The organism is Pseudomonas sp. MPDS (genome assembly GCF_013283895.1).
GTDB classification, from domain to species: domain Bacteria; phylum Pseudomonadota; class Gammaproteobacteria; order Pseudomonadales; family Pseudomonadaceae; genus Aquipseudomonas; species Aquipseudomonas rhizophila.
Map to the genome: position 1 here is coordinate 3,758,539 of NZ_CP054128.1, position 17,719 is coordinate 3,776,257.

The window sequence follows — 17,719 nt, forward strand, 5'->3', positions numbered from 1 at the left end:
TGCTGTGCCGATTTCGTCATGAGTGACAGATAAATCCATCAAGCCGTCCCCCCCCAGCGCGGGCCACGCTTGCCGTCACTCATCTGAACGGACGTGGCCCCCCATGAAACGCATTACCGTGATCGATTCCCATACCGGCGGCGAACCGACCCGTCTGGTCACCGACGGTTTTCCCGACCTGGGCCAAGGCAGCATGGCCGAGCGCCGCCAGCGTCTAGCGACACAGCATGACGCCTGGCGCACCGCCTGCGTGCTGGAACCACGGGGCAGCGATGTGCTGGTGGGGGCGCTGCTCTGTGAGCCGCAGGACCCGAGCGCCTGTGCCGGGGTGATCTTCTTCAACAACAGCGGCTACCTGGGCATGTGCGGCCACGGCACCATCGGCCTGGTGACGTCACTGGCACACCTGGGCAAGATCGGCCCTGGCGTGCACACCGTCGAAACCCCGGTGGGCACGGTGCAAGCGACCTTGCATGAGGACCGTTCGGTCAGCGTACGCAATGTGCCGGCCTACCGTTACCGCAAGGCCCTGAGCCTGGAGGTGCCCGGTATCGGCCCGGTGGTGGGCGATGTGGCCTGGGGCGGCAACTGGTTTTTCCTGATCGCTGACCATGGCCAGCGCGTGGCGGGCGACAACCTCGACGCGTTGACCGCCTATACCTACGCCGTGCAGCAGGCCTTGGAACAGCAAGGTCTGCGGGGTGAGGACGGGGGCCTGATCGATCACATCGAACTGTTCGCCGATGACCCGCACGCCGACAGCCGCAACTTCGTGCTCTGCCCCGGCAAGGCGTATGACCGCTCCCCATGCGGCACCGGCACCAGCGCCAAACTGGCGTGCCTGGCCGCTGACGGAAAACTGCAACCCGGGCAGATCTGGCGCCAGGCCAGTGTCATTGGCAGTGAATTCGAAGGCTCCTATGAGTTCGACGGCGAGCGCATCGTGCCGACCATTCGCGGCCGCGCCTACATCAGCGCCGAAACCACGCTGGTCATTGAGCCGGATGATCCGTTCGCCTGGGGCATCGTCCCGTGAACGCCGGCCACGTCGCCGATGTGATCATCATCGGTGCCGGCATCATCGGCGCCGCCTGCGCCCGGACGTTGGCCCGGCGAGGCTTGAAGGTCCTGGTACTCGATGCCGGTTGGCACGGCGCCACGGCTGCCGGCATGGGCCACTTGCTGGTGCTGGACGACAACCCGGCGGAACTGGCCCTCAGTCAATATTCCCTGCAGCGCTGGCGCCAGTTGGCCCCGGCCCTGCCCGACGCCTGTGCCTGGCGCAACAACGGCACCCTGTGGCTGGCGGCCAATGCCGAGGAAATGGCCGTTGCCCATAGCAAGTACCTGAACCTGCTGGCTCATGGCGAAGACTGCGAGCTGATCGGGCGTGCGGCCCTGCAGCAGCGTGAGCCGCAACTGCGCGAAGGCCTGGAGGGCGGCCTGCTGATCAAGGGCGACGGGATCCTGTACGCCCCGGCTGCCGCGCGCTGGATGCTGGACGAGGCCAATATTGCTCAGCAACGCGCCCAGGCCATTGAAGTGGACGGCCATCGAGTGCGTCTTGAGGACGGTCGCTGGTTGAACGCAGAAGCGGTGATTCTCGCCAATGGCATCCAGGCCACCGAGCTGTGCCCGGAGTTGCCGATCGAAGCCAAGAAGGGCCATTTGTTGATCACCGATCGTTACCCCGCCACCATCTCCCACACCCTGGTGGAGCTGGGGTATGTCACCAGCGCTCACAACGCCAGCGGTCCATCGGTGGCGTGCAATATCCAGCCGCGTCCGACCGGGCAGCTGTTCATCGGTGCCTCGCGACAGTTCGGCACCGTCGACCCGCAAGTGGAAGGCTGGATGCTGGCAAAGATGCTCAAGCGTGCTGTCGACTACATGCCAGGCCTGGCACACCTCAACGGCATCCGCGCCTGGACCGGTTTTCGCGCCGCCAGCCCCGACGGCCTGCCGCTGGTGGGGCAACATCCGCAACGCCCTGGCCTGTGGCTGGCGGTGGGTCACGAAGGCCTGGGCGTGACGACGGCACCCGCGACGGCCGATCTGTTGGCCGCGCAACTGTTCAACGAAACCTCGCCGCTGGCGACGCAACCGTACCTGCCACAGCGTTTTCTGGGAGAACCGGCCCATGCCTGATCTGTTTCTCGATGGTCGCCCGCTCACTGTCGTCAGCGGCACCAGCGTCGCCGCCGCCCTTGCCCTGGGAGCCGACGGTTGCGGCCGCACTTCGGTCAGCGGCCAGCGCCGCGCGCCTCTGTGCGGCATGGGCATTTGCCAGGAATGCCGGGTGATGATCGATGGCCATCGACGCCTGGCCTGCCAGACGCTATGCCGCGATGGCATGCAGGTGCAAACACGACCATGAACGAAACCACCGACCTGTTGATCATCGGCGCCGGCCCCGCCGGCATGGCTGCCGCCCTGGCCGCGGCAAGCAGCGGCATGCGCATTGTGCTGCTGGACGATAATCCATTGCCGGGCGGGCAGATCTGGCGCGACGGCCCCCAAGCTCACCTCCCCGCCGAGGCCCGACGTCTGCGCAACTCATTACAGGCCTGCGCCAATGTGCGCTGCCACGCCGGCACCCGCGTCATCGCCTGCGCCGCCGATAAAACCCTGCTGGTGGAAGATGCCGAGCGCGGCTGGCAGATCACCTACCAGCGCTTGATCCTGTGCACCGGCGCGCGCGAACTGCTGCTGCCCTTCCCCGGCTGGACGCTGCCGGGGGTGATCGCCGTCGGTGGTTTACAAGCATTGATCAAGAGTGGCCTGCCAGTGCGCGGCGAACGGCTGGTGATCGCCGGCAGCGGTCCGTTGCTGCTGGCCAGCGCCGCCACCGCCAAACATCAAGGGGCGCAGGTACTGCGGATCGCCGAGCAGGCCAGTCGTGGCGCCGTCGCTGGTTTCGCCGCGCAGTTGCCGCGCTGGCCGGGCAAGTTTTTGCAGTCGTTCAGCCTTTTCGATCCACACTACCGCACCGGCACGCATGTGCTGGAGGCCCTGGGTCGCGAGCGGCTTGAGGGCGTGCGCTTGCTGCAACAGGGCAAGACACTTGAACTGGCCTGTGACCGTCTTGCCTGTGGGTTCGGGCTCATTCCCAATACTCAGCTCGGCCAGGCCCTGGGCTGTGGTCTTGAAGGCCAGGCGCTGGCCGTTGACGCCTGGCAAACGACCACCCGCCACGACCATTACGCCGCCGGTGAATGCACCGGGTTCGGTGGCAGCGAACTGGCGCTGGTGGAAGGCGCCATCGCCGGCCACAGCGCCGTCGGCAATAGTGTCGCCGCTCAACGCTTGTGGCCTCGCCGGGCACGCTGGCAAGGTTTCGCACAGGCGTTGAACAAAGCCTTCGCCCTTAACGCGCGACTCAAGACCCTCGCTCGGGACGACACACTGGTGTGCCGCTGCGAAGACGTGCCGTATGGCGAGCTGGTCGGCCAGCCGGACTGGCGCGCAGCGAAACTGGCGAGCCGGTGCGGCATGGGTGCCTGCCAGGGGCGGGTCTGCGCTGCCGCGCTGGAACATCTGTTCGGCTGGCCCTCACCCACGCCGCGCCCGCCCTTCAGCCCGGCGCGGATCGAGACTTTGCTGCACCTGGAAGAAACCCCGCCCACTTGAGCCCGTGCAAGCCCAACCTGTGGGAGCGAGCCTGCTCGCGATAGCGGAGTGTCAGTCAACATCAATGCTGCTGAACCGGCGCTATCGCGAGCAGGCTCGCTCCCACAGTTGCTTCGGGTCGTTCATAAAGAACTGTGCGAACCAGCGTGCGATTGCGAGGTGACAGGTCCCGTATTTTAGATCGACACTGCGCTACCGCGAGCACGCTCGCTCCCATCAGAAGGCGATGCTGGACCATGTACCCCACGCTCACTTCCTTCGCCCCCTGCGATTTACCGACCCTGCTCAACAGCCTGCAACCCATCGCGCCGTTGCTCGACACCCTGTCGGACGTGGTGTTTTTCATCAAGGACAGGCAAGCCCGCTATGCCTTCGTCAACCAGACCCTGGCCCGGCGTTGCGGCTTCAAACAAAGCGCTGACCTGCTGGGCCTCACTGCCGAGCAGGTTTTTCCCGAGCGTTTCGGCCCGCTGTACACCGAGCAGGACCGACGGGTGCTGGCCAGCGGCCGGGAACTGGCCGACCAGCTCGAACTGCACCTGTACTACGGCAACCAGCCGGTGTGGTGCCTGACCCATAAACTCGCCCTGCATGCGCCCAACGGCCAGATCGTCGGCCTGGCCGGGATCTCCCGGGACTTGCAACTGCCCCAGTCGAGTCACCCCGCGTTCCACAAACTGGCGGCGGTGGATGCCCATATCAAACAGCACTTCGCCCACCCCATCAGCCTTGCCGACCTGACCGCTATCGCCGGGTTGTCAGTGGCGCAGTTGGAGCGCCACTGCAAGCGCATCTTCCAGCTCACGCCCCGGCAGATGATTCACAAGGCGCGGCTGGAAGAAGCCTCGCGGTTGTTACTGGACCACGACCTGCCCATCACCGAAATCGCCCTGCGCTGCGGCTACACCGATCACAGCGCGTTCAGCCGGCAGTTCCGCGCCTTGACCAGCCTTTCACCCAGCCAGTATCGCGAAAATCAGCGCTGACCGGTGTTCCCTGGTGGGGCATGGGGACCGCGATTGCTCCTATCTGTAACACCGCACGCAAGCGTTGTTCGCCGTCTGACGCAGCTCCACGTCTTTTAATGTATGCACATCAAAGCCTTACCAATGACCAATGACTCAACCTCAAACCGGCACGCTGCTTGCTTTATTTAATATCGTATACGAAATCCTCAATACGATATTTCATCCGCATTTATTCGACAGCGAGGCATTTATGAAAAACCCTGCATTGGTTGTAGCCCTGAGCGTTGCCCTCACGCCCCTTTTCATCGCCCCCGCTCACGCCGACAAACTCGACGACATCATCGGCTCCGGCAAACTGCGCTGCGCCGTGACCCTGGACTTCCCGCCCATGGGTTTTCGTGACGCTGGCAATAAACCCGCTGGTTTTGACGTGGACTATTGCCACGACCTGGCGAAAGTCCTCGGCGTGGAACCCGAAGTGGTGGAAACACCGTTCCCGGACCGGATCCCGGCGCTGGTTTCCGGCCGTGCGGACGTGATCGTTGCCTCCACCTCCGACACCCTGGAGCGGGCCAAGACCGTGGGCCTGACCGTGCCCTACTTCGCGTTTCAGATGGTGGTGCTGACCCGCGACGATACCGGTATCAACAGCTACGACGACCTCAAGGGCAAACCTCTGGGTAACACCAGCGGCACCTACGAAGCCATCGCCCTGGAAAAAGACCAGAAGAGTTGGGGCAGCGGCAGTTTCCGCGCCTACCAGTCGCAGAACGACACGCTGCTGGCCGTCGCCCAGGGCCACATCGATGCGACCGTGGTGACCAACACCGTGGCGGCCGCGACCATCAAGTCGGGCAAGTACAAGAACCTGAAAATCGCAGGCAACGCGCCCTATGTCATCGACTACGTGTCCCTTGGCGCCAAGCGCAACGAGTACGGGTTGATCAACTACCTCAATCTCTTCGTCAACCAGCAGGTGCGCACTGGCCGTTACAAGGAGCTGTTCGTCAAATGGGTGGGCACCGATATTCTGCCGGCCGACCTGGTGGTGCCGCAGGTCTACTACTGAGGATTGGAGCATGCCAAGCACGCCTACCCGTGTGACGGGCCGAAGTCTGGTGGAGGGTGCCGCCCAAGGCGCCCTGCTGTACGCCGATGTGGGCCTGAGTTTCTGGGGCGGGGTCGATCCGGCCAGCGGCGAGGTGATTGACCGCCATCATCCGTTGAGCGGCGAACGCCTGGCCGGGCGCGTGCTGGCGATTCCCAGCGGGCGTGGCTCCTGCACCGGCAGCAGCGTGCTGATGGAGCTGATCAGCAACGGCCACGCCCCTGCGGCCCTGGTGCTGGCCGAGGCCGATGAAATCCTGACCCTGGGCGTGCTGGTGGCGCAGGTGATTTTCCAGCGCTCCCTGCCGGTGGTGTGTGTCGGGCACGAGGCCTTCAAGCGGTTGCGCGGCCAGGGTTTTGTGCGCATTGAAGGCGCTTGCCTGACCTTGTCGGGTCAGCGCCCCAACGATGGCTGGCATGGGCTGGACTTTCCAACCCCCGCGCTCAACTGTTCAACCATCAGCCTCAGCGAACCGGACCAAGCGCTGCTGGACGGCAGACACGGCAAGGCGGCCCAGGTCGCAATGCAGATTGTATTGCGCATGGCCCAGATCCAGGGCGCTACACAACTGCTGGATGTGACCCAGGCCCACATCGATGGCTGCATCTATACCGGCCCGGCCAGCCTGCGTTTTGCCGAACAACTGGTGCAGTGGGGCGCGAAGGTGCGCGTGCCCACCACGCTCAATTCGATCTCCGTGGACCAGCGGCGCTGGCGGGAACTGGGCGTCGACCCCGCCCTGGGTGAGCCGGCCAGCGCCTTGGGGGATGCCTACATGGCAATGGGTGCGCAGTTGAGTTTCACTTGTGCCCCCTACCTGCTCGACAGCGCGCCCAAAGCTGGTGAGCAGATCGTCTGGGCCGAATCCAACGCCGTGGTCTACGCCAACAGCGTGCTCGGTGCCCGCACGCAGAAGTATCCGGACTTCCTGGACATCTGCATCGCCCTCTGTGGTCGCGCGCCATTGACCGGCTGCCATCTTGACGCACAGCGCAAAGCCGCGCTGATTATCGATGTACCGCCGTTGAGGTCCGTGGACGACAGTTTCTATCCGCTGCTGGGTTATCACATCGGCAGCCTGACGGGCCGACGCATTCCACTGATCCGCGGCCTGGAGCACGCCGCCCCCACGCGGGACGACTTGAAAGCCTTCGGCGCCGCGTTCGCCACCACCAGCGCCGCGCCGCTGTTCCACATCGCCGGGGTGACGCCCGAGGCCCTCGACCCGGTCGATGTCCTGGAACCGGGAGTCAGTTTGCCGCAGGACACTGTCAGCGCTGCCGGCCTGCTCGCCAGTTGGCGCGAACTCAACAGCGCCCGGCACCGCCAGGTGGACGTGGTCTCCCTGGGCAATCCGCATTTTTCCTTCAGCGAATTCGCCGCCCTGTCGGCCTTGTGCGCAGGCCGCCACAAACATCCGGAGGTGGTGCTGGCGATCACCTGTGGCCGAGCGGTACTGGAACAGGCTCGCGAAGCGGGCCATCTGCAGGCTATCGAAGCCTTCGGCGCGCTCCTGGTCACCGACACCTGCTGGTGCATGTTGGGCGAGCCGGTCATTCCTCCCGAGGCCACCACCCTGATGACCAACTCCGGCAAATACGCCCATTACGCACCGGGTCTGGTCGGTCGCGGCGTGCACTTCGCCAGCCTTGCGCAGTGCGTTGAAGCCGCGTGCAGCGCAACGGCCAGCGGTCAACCGCCGACGTGGCTGCAACCGACTGTCCATACGGGGGGCCTGACCGATGTTTGACTACAGTTTCCAGTGGCGCCCGGCCTTGCGTGCCCTGCCCGACATGCTCGCCGGGGCCTGGGTCACCTTCGAGACCGCGGCGCTGTCGATGATCTTCGGCGTGCTGATCGCCCTGGTGCTGACGGTGATGCGCCAGGCCCGCCATCCGCTGCTGCGCGGCGTGGGCAACGGCTGGGTGTCGATCGCCCGCAACACGCCCTCGCTGTTCCAGATCTACATCCTTTACTTCGGCCTCGGCTCTCTCGGGCTGCACGTCAGTTCCTGGCTGGCGTTGCTGGCCGGGATCACCTTCAACAACGCCGGTTACCTGGCGGAAAACTTTCGCGGCGGCCTCAAGGCCGTGCCGAGTACCCAGATGCGCGCCGCCCGCTCCCTGGGCATGAGCGCCTGGCAGGCCTACCGGATGATCATCGTGCCGCAACTGCTGCGCATCGTGTTCTACCCGCTGACCAACCAGATGGTCTGGGCGGTGCTGATGACTTCCCTGGGTGTGGTGGTGGGCCTGAACAACGACCTGACCGGCGTCACCCAGGAATACAACGTCAAGACCTTCCGCACCTTCGAATACTTCGCCCTCGCGGCGGTGCTGTATTACCTGATCGCCAAGCTGATCGTCGGGCTGGCCCGGCTGTTGTCCTGGCGATTGTTTCGCTACTGAGGGGGCGTCATGTTTACCACCAGCCTCACCCTTAACGACCTGCTGTTCTTGCTCGACGGGGCCTGGGTCACGCTGCAACTGACCGCGTGGTCGATCCTGCTGGGTTCCCTGGCCGGCTTGCTGTTCGGCCTGCTGCGGGCATTGCTGCCGCGGGCCAGCCTGCCACTGGCCTGGGTACTCGACGTGTTTCGCAGCGTTCCGTTGCTGATCCAGTTCGTGCTGTTCAACGCCCTCAAGAGCATCGTCGGCCTGAACCTGAGCGCCTTCGCGGTCGGTTGCATCGTGCTCGGCGTCTACGCCGCCGCCTACTTCACCGAGATCGTGCGCGGTGGCGTGCTGGCGGTGCCGTTGAGTACCCGGCGGGCCAGTCGCTCCCTGGGCCTGAGTTACCTGCAGGATCTGCGCTACATCGTCCTACCGATTGCCACGCGGGTCGCATTCCCTGGCTGGCTGAACCTGGTGTTGGGCGTGATGAAAGACACCGCGCTGGTGATGTGGATCGGCATCGTCGAACTGCTGCGCGCCTCGCAAACCATCGTCACCCGCATCCAGGAACCGCTGCTGGTGCTGTGCATTGCGGGCCTCATTTACTACGTCATGAGCCTGGTGGTCGCCCGCCTTGGCGCACGTCTGGAAAGAAGGTGGCAGGAAAATGATTGAGATCGAGAACGTACACAAATCCTTTGGCGAGCTGGAAGTGGTCAAGGGCGTGAGCCTGACGGTGGACAAAGGGGAAGTGGTGTCGATCATCGGCGGCTCCGGCTCCGGCAAATCGACCCTGCTGATGTGCATCAACGGCCTTGAGCCGATCCACAAAGGCAGCATCCGCGTGGACGGCATCGAGGTTCACGACCGCGCCACCGACCTCAACCGTTTGCGGCAAAAGATCGGCATCGTGTTCCAGCAATGGAACGCTTTCCCCCATCTGACCGTGCTGGAAAACGTGATGCTGGCGCCTCGCAAAGTGCTGGGAAAAAGCAAGCAGGAGGCCGAAGCGCTGGCGCTGCAACAGCTGGAACATGTGGGCCTGGGAGACAAACTCAAGGCCTTCCCCGGCAAGCTTTCCGGTGGTCAACAACAGCGCATGGCGATCGCCCGGGCCCTGGCGATGTCGCCGGACTACATGCTCTTCGACGAAGCCACCTCGGCCCTGGACCCGCAATTGGTGGGCGAAGTGCTGGACACCATGCGCATGCTCGCCGAAGACGGCATGACCATGGTGCTGGTGACCCACGAGATCCGCTTCGCCCGGGACGTGTCCGACCGCGTGGCGTTTTTCTGCGACGGGCGGGTCCATGAGATCGGGCCGCCGGATCAGGTGATTGGCAACCCTGTGCAGCCGGAGACGGCGGCGTTTCTCAAGTCGGTGAAATAGCGGACGGCCCTTTCGCGAGCAGGCTCGCTCCCACAGGTTCTGTGGCGTACGCAAAACAGTGTGGGAGCGAGCCTGCTCGCGATGAGGCCCGACCAGACAACCCAAGGAGCAGCCAATGCGCTCATCAAAAATCATCCATGTCGTCAGCTGCCACGCCGAAGGCGAAGTCGGCGATGTGATCGTCGGCGGCGTCGCACCACCGCCCGGCGCCACCGTATGGGAACAGTCACGCTGGATCGCCCAGGACCAGACCCTGCGCAACTTCGTCCTCAACGAACCCCGTGGCGGCGTGTTCCGTCACGTCAACTTGCTGGTGCCGGCCAAGGACCCGCGGGCGCAGATGGCCTGGATCATCATGGAACCGGCCGACACACCGCCGATGTCCGGTTCCAACTCGTTGTGCGTCGCCACTGTGTTGCTCGATAGCGGCATCCTGCCCATGACCGAGCCCCAGACGCGCTTGGTCCTCGAAGCGCCCGGCGGGCTGATCGAAGCGGTGGCCGACTGCCGCGACGGTAAAGTCCAGCGGGTGGAAATCAAGAACGTGCCCTCCTTCGCCGACCGCCTCGATGCCTGGATCGAAGTCGAGGGGCTGGGGTCGCTGCAGGTGGACACTGCCTACGGCGGCGACAGTTTCGTCATCGTCGACGCCCAGCGCCTGGGTTTTGCTATCCGTCCTGATGAAGCGGCCGAATTGGTGGCCGTGGGGTTGAAAATCACCCGGGCCGCCAACGAGCAACTGGGCTTTGTCCATCCGTTGAACCCGGACTGGTCGCATATCTCGTTTTGCCAGATTGCCGCGCCCATCGTCCTGGAGAACGGCATCGCCAGCGGTGCCAACGCCGTGGTGATCCAGCCCGGCAAGATCGATCGCTCCCCCACCGGCACCGGTTGCTCGGCGCGCATGGCGGTGTTGCACGCCAAGGGGTTGATGCAAGTGGGAGAGCGTTTCATCGGCCGCTCGATCATCGGCTCCGAGTTCCACTGCCGTATCGATTCATTGACCGAAGTGGCCGGGCGTCCGGCGATTTATCCGTGCATCGCTGGGCGCGCGTGGATCACCGGCACGCATCAGTTGCTGCTCGACCCGGCAGATCCCTGGCCACAGGGGTATCGGCTTTCGGATACCTGGCCTGGCGCATGACTTTCGAACTTTGCACATCCCCCTGTGGCGAGGGAGCTTGCTCCCGCTGGGCTGCGCAGCAGCCCTCTTGGATTGCCTGACACATCGAGTTGTCAGGTCATTGTTGGGGCCGCTTCGCGCCCCAGCGGGAGCAAGCTCCCTCGCCACAGGGGATTTGTAGTGAATTAAATTTTTGCGCATACGAAACACCATAACCGGAGACAACCATGAGCAAACGCATCAACTGGAGCGGCGTATTCCCCGCCGTCACCACGCAGTTCAACGATGACTTTTCCATCAACCTGGAAAAAACCCATCAAGTGATTTCCAACGTCATCCGCGATGGCGTGTCAGGCCTGGTGGTCTGCGGCTCGGTGGGGGAAAACACCTCCCTGAGCGCCGAGGAGAAAATCGCCGTGACCGAAGTGGCGGTGGATGCTGCCCGGGGCCGGGTGCCGGTGATCTGCGGCGTGGCCGAGTTCACCAGCGTGCAGGCGGCCAAGGTCGCCAACGCGGTGCGCCGGGTCGGCGTCGACGGCGTGATGCTGATGCCAGCGCTGGTCTATGGCTCCAAGCCGTTCGAGACCGCCGAGCATTTCCGCTACGTGGCCCGGCATGCCGACGTGCCGTTGATGGTCTACAACAATCCGCCGATCTACAAGAATGACGTGACCCCGGACATCCTGATTTCCCTGGCCGATTGCGACAACGTGGTGTGCTTCAAGGATTCGTCCGGCGACACCCGGCGCTTCATCGACGTGCGCAATGAAGTGGGCGACCGCTTTGTGTTGTTTGCAGGCCTGGACGACGTGGTGCTGGAAAGCCTGGCCGTGGGTGCCGAAGGCTGGGTCTCGGGGATGTCCAACGTGTTCCCCCAAGAAGGCGAAACCATTTTCCGCCTGGCCCGCGCCGGACGTTTTGCCGAAGCGATGCCGATCTATGAATGGCTGATGCCGATCCTGCACCTGGACGCCCGCGCCGACCTGGTGCAGTGCATCAAACTGTGCGAAGCCATCGCCGGTCGCGGCAGCGCCCTCACCCGCCCACCACGCCTGGCGCTGCCGGAGGAAGATCGCGTGTACGTCGAGCAGATCATGGCCAAGGCCCTGGCCAATCGGCCGGTGTTGCCGGATGTGGGGCTTTGACCGCAGGACATGGCGCTGACCGGCGGCGATAGCGCCGCCGCCATCGCGAGCAGGCTCGCTCCCACATTCACCACAAATCCCTGTGGGAGCGAGCCTGCTCGCGATAGCGGTCTGTCTGAATCGACTATGCTGGATGTGCCGCCCTCATCGTGAGCCAGCTCGCACACAAGGTGCCCCATGAACTATTTCCTGGCCCAGGCCCTGAACAATCAGTGGGCCAATCACCGACTACTCACTGCCTGCGCGCCGTTGAGCGAGGCCCAATACCAGGCACCGCGCACGGGGTTCTTCCCGTCCATCCAGGCCACGCTTTGCCACATCCTGGAAGTGGACCGCTATTACCTCACCGCCCTGGAAGGCGACCGTGACGGCCAGATAAAGGATTTTTCCGAGACCCTGGCCTTTGCCCAATTGCTGCACAACCAGACTCAAACCGACCAGCGACTGGTGGCATTCTGCGAAGCCCTGCGGGAAACCGACCTCGCCCGCTCCGTCGATCTGGTGCGTGTCGACGAGGTGGTGCGCGAACGAATCGACCGACTGCTGTTGCACCTGTTCGAACATCAGATCCATCATCGCGGACAGGTCCACACCATGCTCAGTGCCACCCACGTCAAGCCGCCGCAACTCGATGAGTTCTTCCTCGACTGCGACCGCAGGTTTCGCGAAGAAGACGAGCAGTCACTGCAGCTCGGCGAAGACCGCGTCTGGCGCAACTACCTGCCGGGCTGAACCGATGATCCAACAGGAGACCTGCCATGAAACACATACTCGGTTGCATCGGCTTATCGTTGATGCTGGTGGCAACGACAGCCCTGGCCCATCACGGCTGGAGCGAGTACGACACTGACAACACCCTGCAACTCAACGGAACGATAGAAGAATCCGGCTATTCGCATCCCCATGGCTTCGTGCGCCTGAAAACGGCGGACAAAACCTGGACCGTGGTCCTCGCCCCGCCGTCACGCATGGAGAACCGAGGCCTGAGCAAGGACATGCTCAAGCCTGGCAACCAGGTGGGCGTGGTCGGCTATGCAAACCGCAACAAACCCGATGAGTTGCGCGCAGAACGCATCACCGTCGACAACAAGACCGTCGAGTTGCGCTGATGCAGGTCATCGAGGCAGGCAACGACCCGCAGGGCTGGCTGGACCAACTGGAAGGTTCGTCCCTGGCGCTGGCCATGCGCGGCGAACTGTGGCTCTACCCGTTGGTGGAGGTGGTGCACATCATCGGGTTTTCGCTGTTGGTGGGCGCGGTGGTGATGTTCGATTTGCGGGTGCTTGGGGTGTCCAAGGACATTGCCGTGACGGCGCTGGCCCGCCATCTACTGCCCTGGGCCCTTGCGGCCCTGCTGTTGATCGTACCCGCCGGTTTGATGATGTTCAGCGCCCATCCCCATGACTTCGCCGGCAATGGCGTGTTTATCCTCAAGCTGTGCCTGATTGCGGCGGCGGGCCTCAACGCCCTGGCGTTTCACCTCGGCATTTATCGCACGGTCAGCCAATGGAACACCGCCAGCGCGGCACCAGGACTGGCAAAAGCGCAGGCGGTGCTGTCCGTGGCGATATGGTTCACGGTGGTGTTGTGTGGGCGCTTGCTGGCCTATACCTGAGATAAAAAGTGCGATGGCCTTGCCGGCCATCGCCAATCGCCCACCTCAGGCGCGCTCAGATCCGTGCGGGTGACACGATGATTTTCACGTTGTGCTCCTTGTTGTTGACCAGTTCCTCGAACCCCTGGCCAACGATCTGCTCCAGCTGGATGCGCCCGGTCACCAGCGGCGAGATGTCCAGGCGCCCATCGGCGATGAAGGCAATCACGTCGGCGAATTCACCATTGTAGGCCAGCGCGCCAAGTACCTGCTTCTCGGTGGAGACCAGTTCAAAGAAGTTGAACTCGCTCGGTTCCTCGAAAATCCCCACCAGCACACATTTGCCCGCCTTGCGGATCAGGTCGATGGCAAGTTTGGCGGTGTGTTTGTTGCCGATGCACTCGAAACTGACATCGGCACCCAGGCCAGCGGTCAGGCGGCGGACTTCGGCCAGGGCGTCGCACTCGTTCGGATCGATCACATGACTGGCCCCGACTTCCAGGGCCTTGGCCTTGCGCGCACCGGACATTTCCAGGGCGATCACCTGCGCCGCGCCGGCGGCCTTGGCGCACATGATGGTGCACAGGCCGATGGTGCCGGCGCCGACCACCACCACGTTCTGGCCCAGCAGGCTGCCGGCCTTTTTCACCGCATGCATACCCACCGCCAACGGCTCGATCAGCGCGCCGGCTTCGGTGGGAAAATCAGCCGGCAGTTTGTAAAGCAGATTGGCCGGCACATTGACCAGCTCCGCGAACGCACCGTTGTTCATCAGCCCGGTGAACGCCAGGTTTTCGCAGATGTTGTAGAGCCCGTGGGTGCAGTAATAGCAGGTGCCACAGTGCTGACAGGCATCGGCCGCCACCGGCTCGCCGACGCTGAAGCCCTCGACACCAGCCCCCAATTCGACGATTTCACCGCAGAACTCATGGCCGAGGATGCACTGGCCCTTGATGCCGGTCAGCGGATGCGGCGCGTCCACCGGAATGAACACCGGCCCGGCCACATATTCATGCAGGTCAGAACCACAGATGCCGCACCACTGCACGCGGATCTGCACCCAGCCGGCGGGCGGCGCTACGGGCAGCGGCACGTCTTCGACGCGGATGTCGTTGCGGCCATGCCAGACAGCGGCGCGCATGCTGCGGGTAGGCTTGATTGAAACGTTCATAGCGTTGCCTCCAGAATTTTGTAGGGGCGACGAATCACCGCGCCGCCCGCTTGATCAGTGCTGCTCAATGAACCCAAGGATCAACCGGTTGACCTGCTCGGCCGCTTCCATCTGCACCATGTGCCCCTGGCCAGGCAGCACCTCGACCTGGGCACTCAGCCCGTCGCTGTGGGCTGCCGGGATGATCGCGTCGTCGCTGCCCCAGATCACCAGCGTCGGGACGTGGCCAGCCTGCACCACTTCGCGTAAATCCACCTGCTGGCGGCCGTCGGCGAACAGCGTCGCTGACAGTTGCAACAGCGCAGCGTCCACACCCTCCAGGCGCTTGTACTTGAGCATGTCATCGAGCATCTGCCGGTTGACCAGCTCGGCATTGGAGAACAGTTGCACCAGTTGCGGCTTGAGGGCGTTGCGGTTGGCCGCTTCGACAAAACCTTTGAGGTAGCTGCCATTGATCTGCGCGCCCAGCCCGGCACTGCCGATCAAGGTCAGCGACCGCACTCGCTGGGGCATCAGGCGCGCGGCGTTCAGCGACACCGCCCCACCCATGGAATGCCCCACCAGATGCACAGCGTTGATGCCCAGGTGATCGAGCAAGGCCAGCACCACGCCGCTCAGTTCGTCCAGGTCACCGCGTTGCAGTGTCTTGGCGGATTCGCCATGGCCCGGCAGGTCCAAGGCGATGACCCGACGCCCGGCCGCCAGTGCTTCGTGGTTGAACAGCCAATTGTTCAGGTCGCCGCCGAAACCATGCACCAGTAGCAGCGGCGTGCCGCCTTCGCCACGCTCGAAAAAGCGGATCACCCGGCCATCCAGTTCGACTTTCTGCGGTTTCGGGCCGCTGTCTTCGTCGGCAGCGTCGCCGGGCACAAAGGACGACTGGAACTGCTCGATGACCGCATCGATCTCGGCATCGCTCGCTTCACCGTCGACGACAATCCCGAGCAAGGCGCCGACCGCCAGGGTTTCGTCCTGTCGGGCAACCTGCCGCCGCAAGATCCCGGAGAACGGCGCTTCGACGCTGCTGGAAATCTTGTCGGTTTCCACGTCCATCACTTCATCACCCTTGGTGATGGCCTGGCCCTCCTCCTTGAGCCAGGCATCGACCCGGCCTTCGGTCATCGACAGGCCCCACTTGGGCATGGTCAGGGTATGAATCTGGCTCATCAGCGCTTGCTCCACTCGATCACGTTGAGCACGGCTTGTTCGATCTTCGCCGCGTCAGGGATGTACAGGTCTTCCAGGGCATCGGAGAACGGCACCGGGGTATGGGGCGCGGTGACCATTTCAATCGGCGCCTTGAGCGCGCCAAAGGCTTTTTGCGCCACCAGCGCGGAAATGTCGGTGGCCATTGAGCAGCGTGGGTTGGCCTCATCGATGACCACCAGGCGCCCGGTTTTCTCGACGCTTTCCAGGATGCTGTCCTCGTCCATCGGGCTGGTGGTGCGCAGGTCGATGACCTCGCAGTCGATGCCGCGCCCGGCCAAGCTGCGGGCCGCGTCCATCGCGGTGTTGACCATGCGCCCGTACGACACCAGGGTCACGTCTTTGCCGTCGCGCAGGAAATTGGCCTCGCCGAAGGGAATGGTGTAGAGCTCTTCCGGCACCTCGCCCTGCATGCTGTAGAGCAATTTGTGCTCGCAGAAGATCACCGGGTCGTTGTCGCGGATCGCCTGGATCAGCAGGCCCTTGGCGTCGTAAGGCGATGACGGACACACCACTTTCAGCCCCGGAATGTGCGTCCACAAGGAGGTGAGCATTTGGGAATGCTGGGCGGCGGCACGCAAGCCGGCGCCGACCATGGTGCGGATCACCAGCGGCGTGGAGGCCTTGCCGCCGAACATGTAGCGAAACTTCGCCGCCTGGTTGAGGATCTGGTCCAGGCAGCACCCGGCGAAGTCGACGAACATCAGTTCGCACACCGGGCGCACGCCACAGGTCGCCGCCCCGACCGCCGCGCCGACGTAACCGATTTCCGACAGCGGCGTATCCAGCACACGCCCGGGAAACTGGTCGTAAAGCCCCTTGGTGACACCGAGCACACCGCCCCAGGCGTCGTTTTCACCGGGCGCGCCGGCACCACCGGCGACGTCCTCGCCCATGATGAAGACGCTGGAATCGCGGCGCATTTCCTGGGCCAGGGCTTCGTTGATTGCCTGCTGATAGCTGATTTTTCTCGCCATGATGGGATTCTCTGTTCTTGTTTTATGAAGAGCGTTCAGGGATAGGAGACGTAGACGTCGGTCAGCAGGTCCGCCGCGGTGGGCTTGGGATCGGACTTGGCTTTGTACACGGCGTTTTCGATCAGCAACTCGATCTCCTTGTCGATCTGGTCCAACTGCTCGACGGTGAGCAATCCGGCCCGCGTGGTGCGCTCGCGAAACTGCATCAGGCAATCCTGGTTCTCGCGAAAATGCTTGACCTCGTCGGGTGCCCGATAAGTCTGGGCATCGCCCTCGAAGTGGCCGTAGTAACGGGTCAGCTTGACCTCGATCAGCGAAGGCCCCTCCCCGGCACGGGCGCGTTCGACGGCGGCCCCGGCGGCTTCGTGCACGGCAAAGAAGTCAAAGCCATCCACCGTCACCCCGGGCATGCCGAAACCGGCGGCGCGGTCGGCGATGTGATCGCAGGCCACCGACCAATTGGACGCGGTGGCTTCGGCGTAGCCATTGTTTTCAGCGATGAACAGGCACGGCAGGTTCCACACCGAGGCCATGTTCATGGCTTCGAATACCGCGCCTTCGTTGGAGCCACCATCACCGAAAAACACCACGGCGACGCTGTCGGTGCCCTTGAGCCGGGCGGCCAGCGCGGCGCCCACCACCAGGGGCGCGCCCGCCCCGACAATGCCATTGGCGCCGAGCATGCCTTTCTCGAAATCGGCAATGTGCATGGAGCCGCCCTTGCCTTGGCAGACGCCGGTCTTCTTGCCGTAGATCTCGGCCATCATCCCGTACACGTCCACGCCCTTGGCGATGCAATGACCGTGGCCTCGGTGGTTGGAGGCGATGCAATCGTCATCGCCCAAATGGGCCATGACGCCGGCGGCCGACGCCTCTTCGCCGGCATACAGGTGGACGAAACCGGGAATCTCGCCAGTGGCGAACTCCACGTGCAGGCGCTCTTCGAAAGCGCGGATGGTGCGCATCACCTGATAGGCGTGCAGCAGTTGATCGTGGGTGAGCGGTGTCGACATT

Annotated in this window: 19 protein-coding genes; 15 read left to right on the top strand and 4 right to left on the bottom strand. The window is 63.7% G+C overall.

Translation table 11 applies throughout. The annotated features are described in order from the left end of the window. Window positions 1-103 precede the first annotated feature (103 nt). The 15 genes from HQ912_RS16510 (at window position 104) to HQ912_RS16580 (ending at window position 13,372) form a co-directional block, all read left to right on the top strand. Window positions 104-1,036, top strand: a complete 933-nt coding sequence (locus tag HQ912_RS16510; RefSeq protein ID WP_047228981.1) for a 4-hydroxyproline epimerase — start codon at window positions 104-106, stop codon at window positions 1,034-1,036. Continuing rightward, window positions 1,033-2,148 carry an NAD(P)/FAD-dependent oxidoreductase gene (locus HQ912_RS16515; protein WP_107321693.1) on the top strand — a complete coding sequence of 372 codons (1,116 nt, stop codon included), beginning with the start codon at window positions 1,033-1,035 and terminating at the stop codon, window positions 2,146-2,148. Before HQ912_RS16510 ends, HQ912_RS16515 begins: the two co-directional genes overlap by 4 nt. After that, window positions 2,141-2,377 carry a 2Fe-2S iron-sulfur cluster-binding protein gene (locus HQ912_RS16520; protein ID WP_076385187.1) on the top strand — a complete coding sequence of 79 codons (237 nt, stop codon included), beginning with the start codon at window positions 2,141-2,143 and terminating at the stop codon, window positions 2,375-2,377. The genes HQ912_RS16515 and HQ912_RS16520 overlap by 8 nt, the downstream gene beginning before the upstream one ends. Further along, entirely contained in the window at window positions 2,374-3,630 is a 1,257-nt protein-coding gene (locus HQ912_RS16525; RefSeq protein ID WP_173407041.1) for an FAD/NAD(P)-binding oxidoreductase, read from the top strand. The genes HQ912_RS16520 and HQ912_RS16525 overlap by 4 nt, the downstream gene beginning before the upstream one ends. Before the next feature lie 236 nt (window positions 3,631-3,866). Beyond that, entirely contained in the window at window positions 3,867-4,616 is a 750-nt protein-coding gene (locus HQ912_RS16530) for an AraC family transcriptional regulator (RefSeq protein ID WP_076385191.1), read from the top strand. Window positions 4,617-4,848: 232 nt separating this feature from the next. Then, complete coding sequence (locus HQ912_RS16535; RefSeq protein WP_173407042.1) at window positions 4,849-5,667, top strand: transporter substrate-binding domain-containing protein; 819 nt, start codon at window positions 4,849-4,851, stop codon at window positions 5,665-5,667. A 10-nt stretch (window positions 5,668-5,677) separates the two neighbouring features. Continuing rightward, window positions 5,678-7,456 (top strand): aconitase X, encoded by a 1,779-nt coding sequence (locus HQ912_RS16540; protein WP_173407043.1) that lies wholly within the window; start codon window positions 5,678-5,680, stop codon window positions 7,454-7,456. Then, window positions 7,449-8,114 (top strand): amino acid ABC transporter permease, encoded by a 666-nt coding sequence (locus tag HQ912_RS16545; RefSeq protein WP_047228974.1) that lies wholly within the window; start codon window positions 7,449-7,451, stop codon window positions 8,112-8,114. The genes HQ912_RS16540 and HQ912_RS16545 overlap by 8 nt, the downstream gene beginning before the upstream one ends. Before the next feature lie 9 nt (window positions 8,115-8,123). Continuing rightward, window positions 8,124-8,774, top strand: coding sequence for an amino acid ABC transporter permease (locus HQ912_RS16550; protein ID WP_076385195.1), 651 nt, complete (start codon window positions 8,124-8,126; stop codon window positions 8,772-8,774). Further along, window positions 8,767-9,489: an amino acid ABC transporter ATP-binding protein gene (locus HQ912_RS16555; protein WP_047228972.1), complete on the top strand. Its 723-nt coding sequence runs from the start codon at window positions 8,767-8,769 to the stop codon at window positions 9,487-9,489. The genes HQ912_RS16550 and HQ912_RS16555 overlap by 8 nt, the downstream gene beginning before the upstream one ends. Before the next feature lie 115 nt (window positions 9,490-9,604). After that, window positions 9,605-10,633, top strand: a complete 1,029-nt coding sequence (locus HQ912_RS16560) for a trans-3-hydroxy-L-proline dehydratase (protein WP_139050470.1) — start codon at window positions 9,605-9,607, stop codon at window positions 10,631-10,633. A 206-nt stretch (window positions 10,634-10,839) separates the two neighbouring features. Further along, on the top strand, window positions 10,840-11,757 hold the full coding sequence (locus HQ912_RS16565) for a dihydrodipicolinate synthase family protein (protein ID WP_047228970.1): 918 nt from the start codon (window positions 10,840-10,842) through the stop codon (window positions 11,755-11,757). 177 nt (window positions 11,758-11,934) lie between these two features. Continuing rightward, entirely contained in the window at window positions 11,935-12,489 is a 555-nt protein-coding gene (locus HQ912_RS16570; RefSeq protein WP_139050471.1) for a DinB family protein, read from the top strand. Between the two features lie 26 nt (window positions 12,490-12,515). Then, window positions 12,516-12,866 (top strand): DUF6152 family protein, encoded by a 351-nt coding sequence (locus HQ912_RS16575; protein ID WP_047228968.1) that lies wholly within the window; start codon window positions 12,516-12,518, stop codon window positions 12,864-12,866. Next, on the top strand, window positions 12,866-13,372 hold the full coding sequence (locus tag HQ912_RS16580) for a DUF6644 family protein (RefSeq protein WP_173407044.1): 507 nt from the start codon (window positions 12,866-12,868) through the stop codon (window positions 13,370-13,372). The genes HQ912_RS16575 and HQ912_RS16580 overlap by 1 nt, the downstream gene beginning before the upstream one ends. A gap of 55 nt (window positions 13,373-13,427) precedes the next feature. Here HQ912_RS16580 and HQ912_RS16585 read toward each other — a convergent pair whose 3' ends face one another. From HQ912_RS16585 to HQ912_RS16600, 4 genes are all read right to left on the bottom strand, one after another. Next, window positions 13,428-14,492: a 2,3-butanediol dehydrogenase gene (locus HQ912_RS16585; protein WP_260990093.1), complete on the bottom strand. Its 1,065-nt coding sequence runs from the start codon at window positions 14,490-14,492 to the stop codon at window positions 13,428-13,430. A gap of 84 nt (window positions 14,493-14,576) precedes the next feature. Continuing rightward, a complete protein-coding gene (locus HQ912_RS16590; protein WP_173407046.1) occupies window positions 14,577-15,689 on the bottom strand; it encodes an acetoin dehydrogenase dihydrolipoyllysine-residue acetyltransferase subunit in 1,113 nt (370 codons plus the stop codon). After that, window positions 15,689-16,705 carry an alpha-ketoacid dehydrogenase subunit beta gene (locus tag HQ912_RS16595; protein ID WP_047228964.1) on the bottom strand — a complete coding sequence of 339 codons (1,017 nt, stop codon included), beginning with the start codon at window positions 16,703-16,705 and terminating at the stop codon, window positions 15,689-15,691. Before HQ912_RS16595 ends, HQ912_RS16590 begins: the two co-directional genes overlap by 1 nt. 35 nt (window positions 16,706-16,740) lie before the next feature. After that, complete coding sequence (locus HQ912_RS16600; RefSeq protein ID WP_047228963.1) at window positions 16,741-17,718, bottom strand: thiamine pyrophosphate-dependent dehydrogenase E1 component subunit alpha; 978 nt, start codon at window positions 17,716-17,718, stop codon at window positions 16,741-16,743. Window position 17,719: the final 1 nt, after the last annotated feature.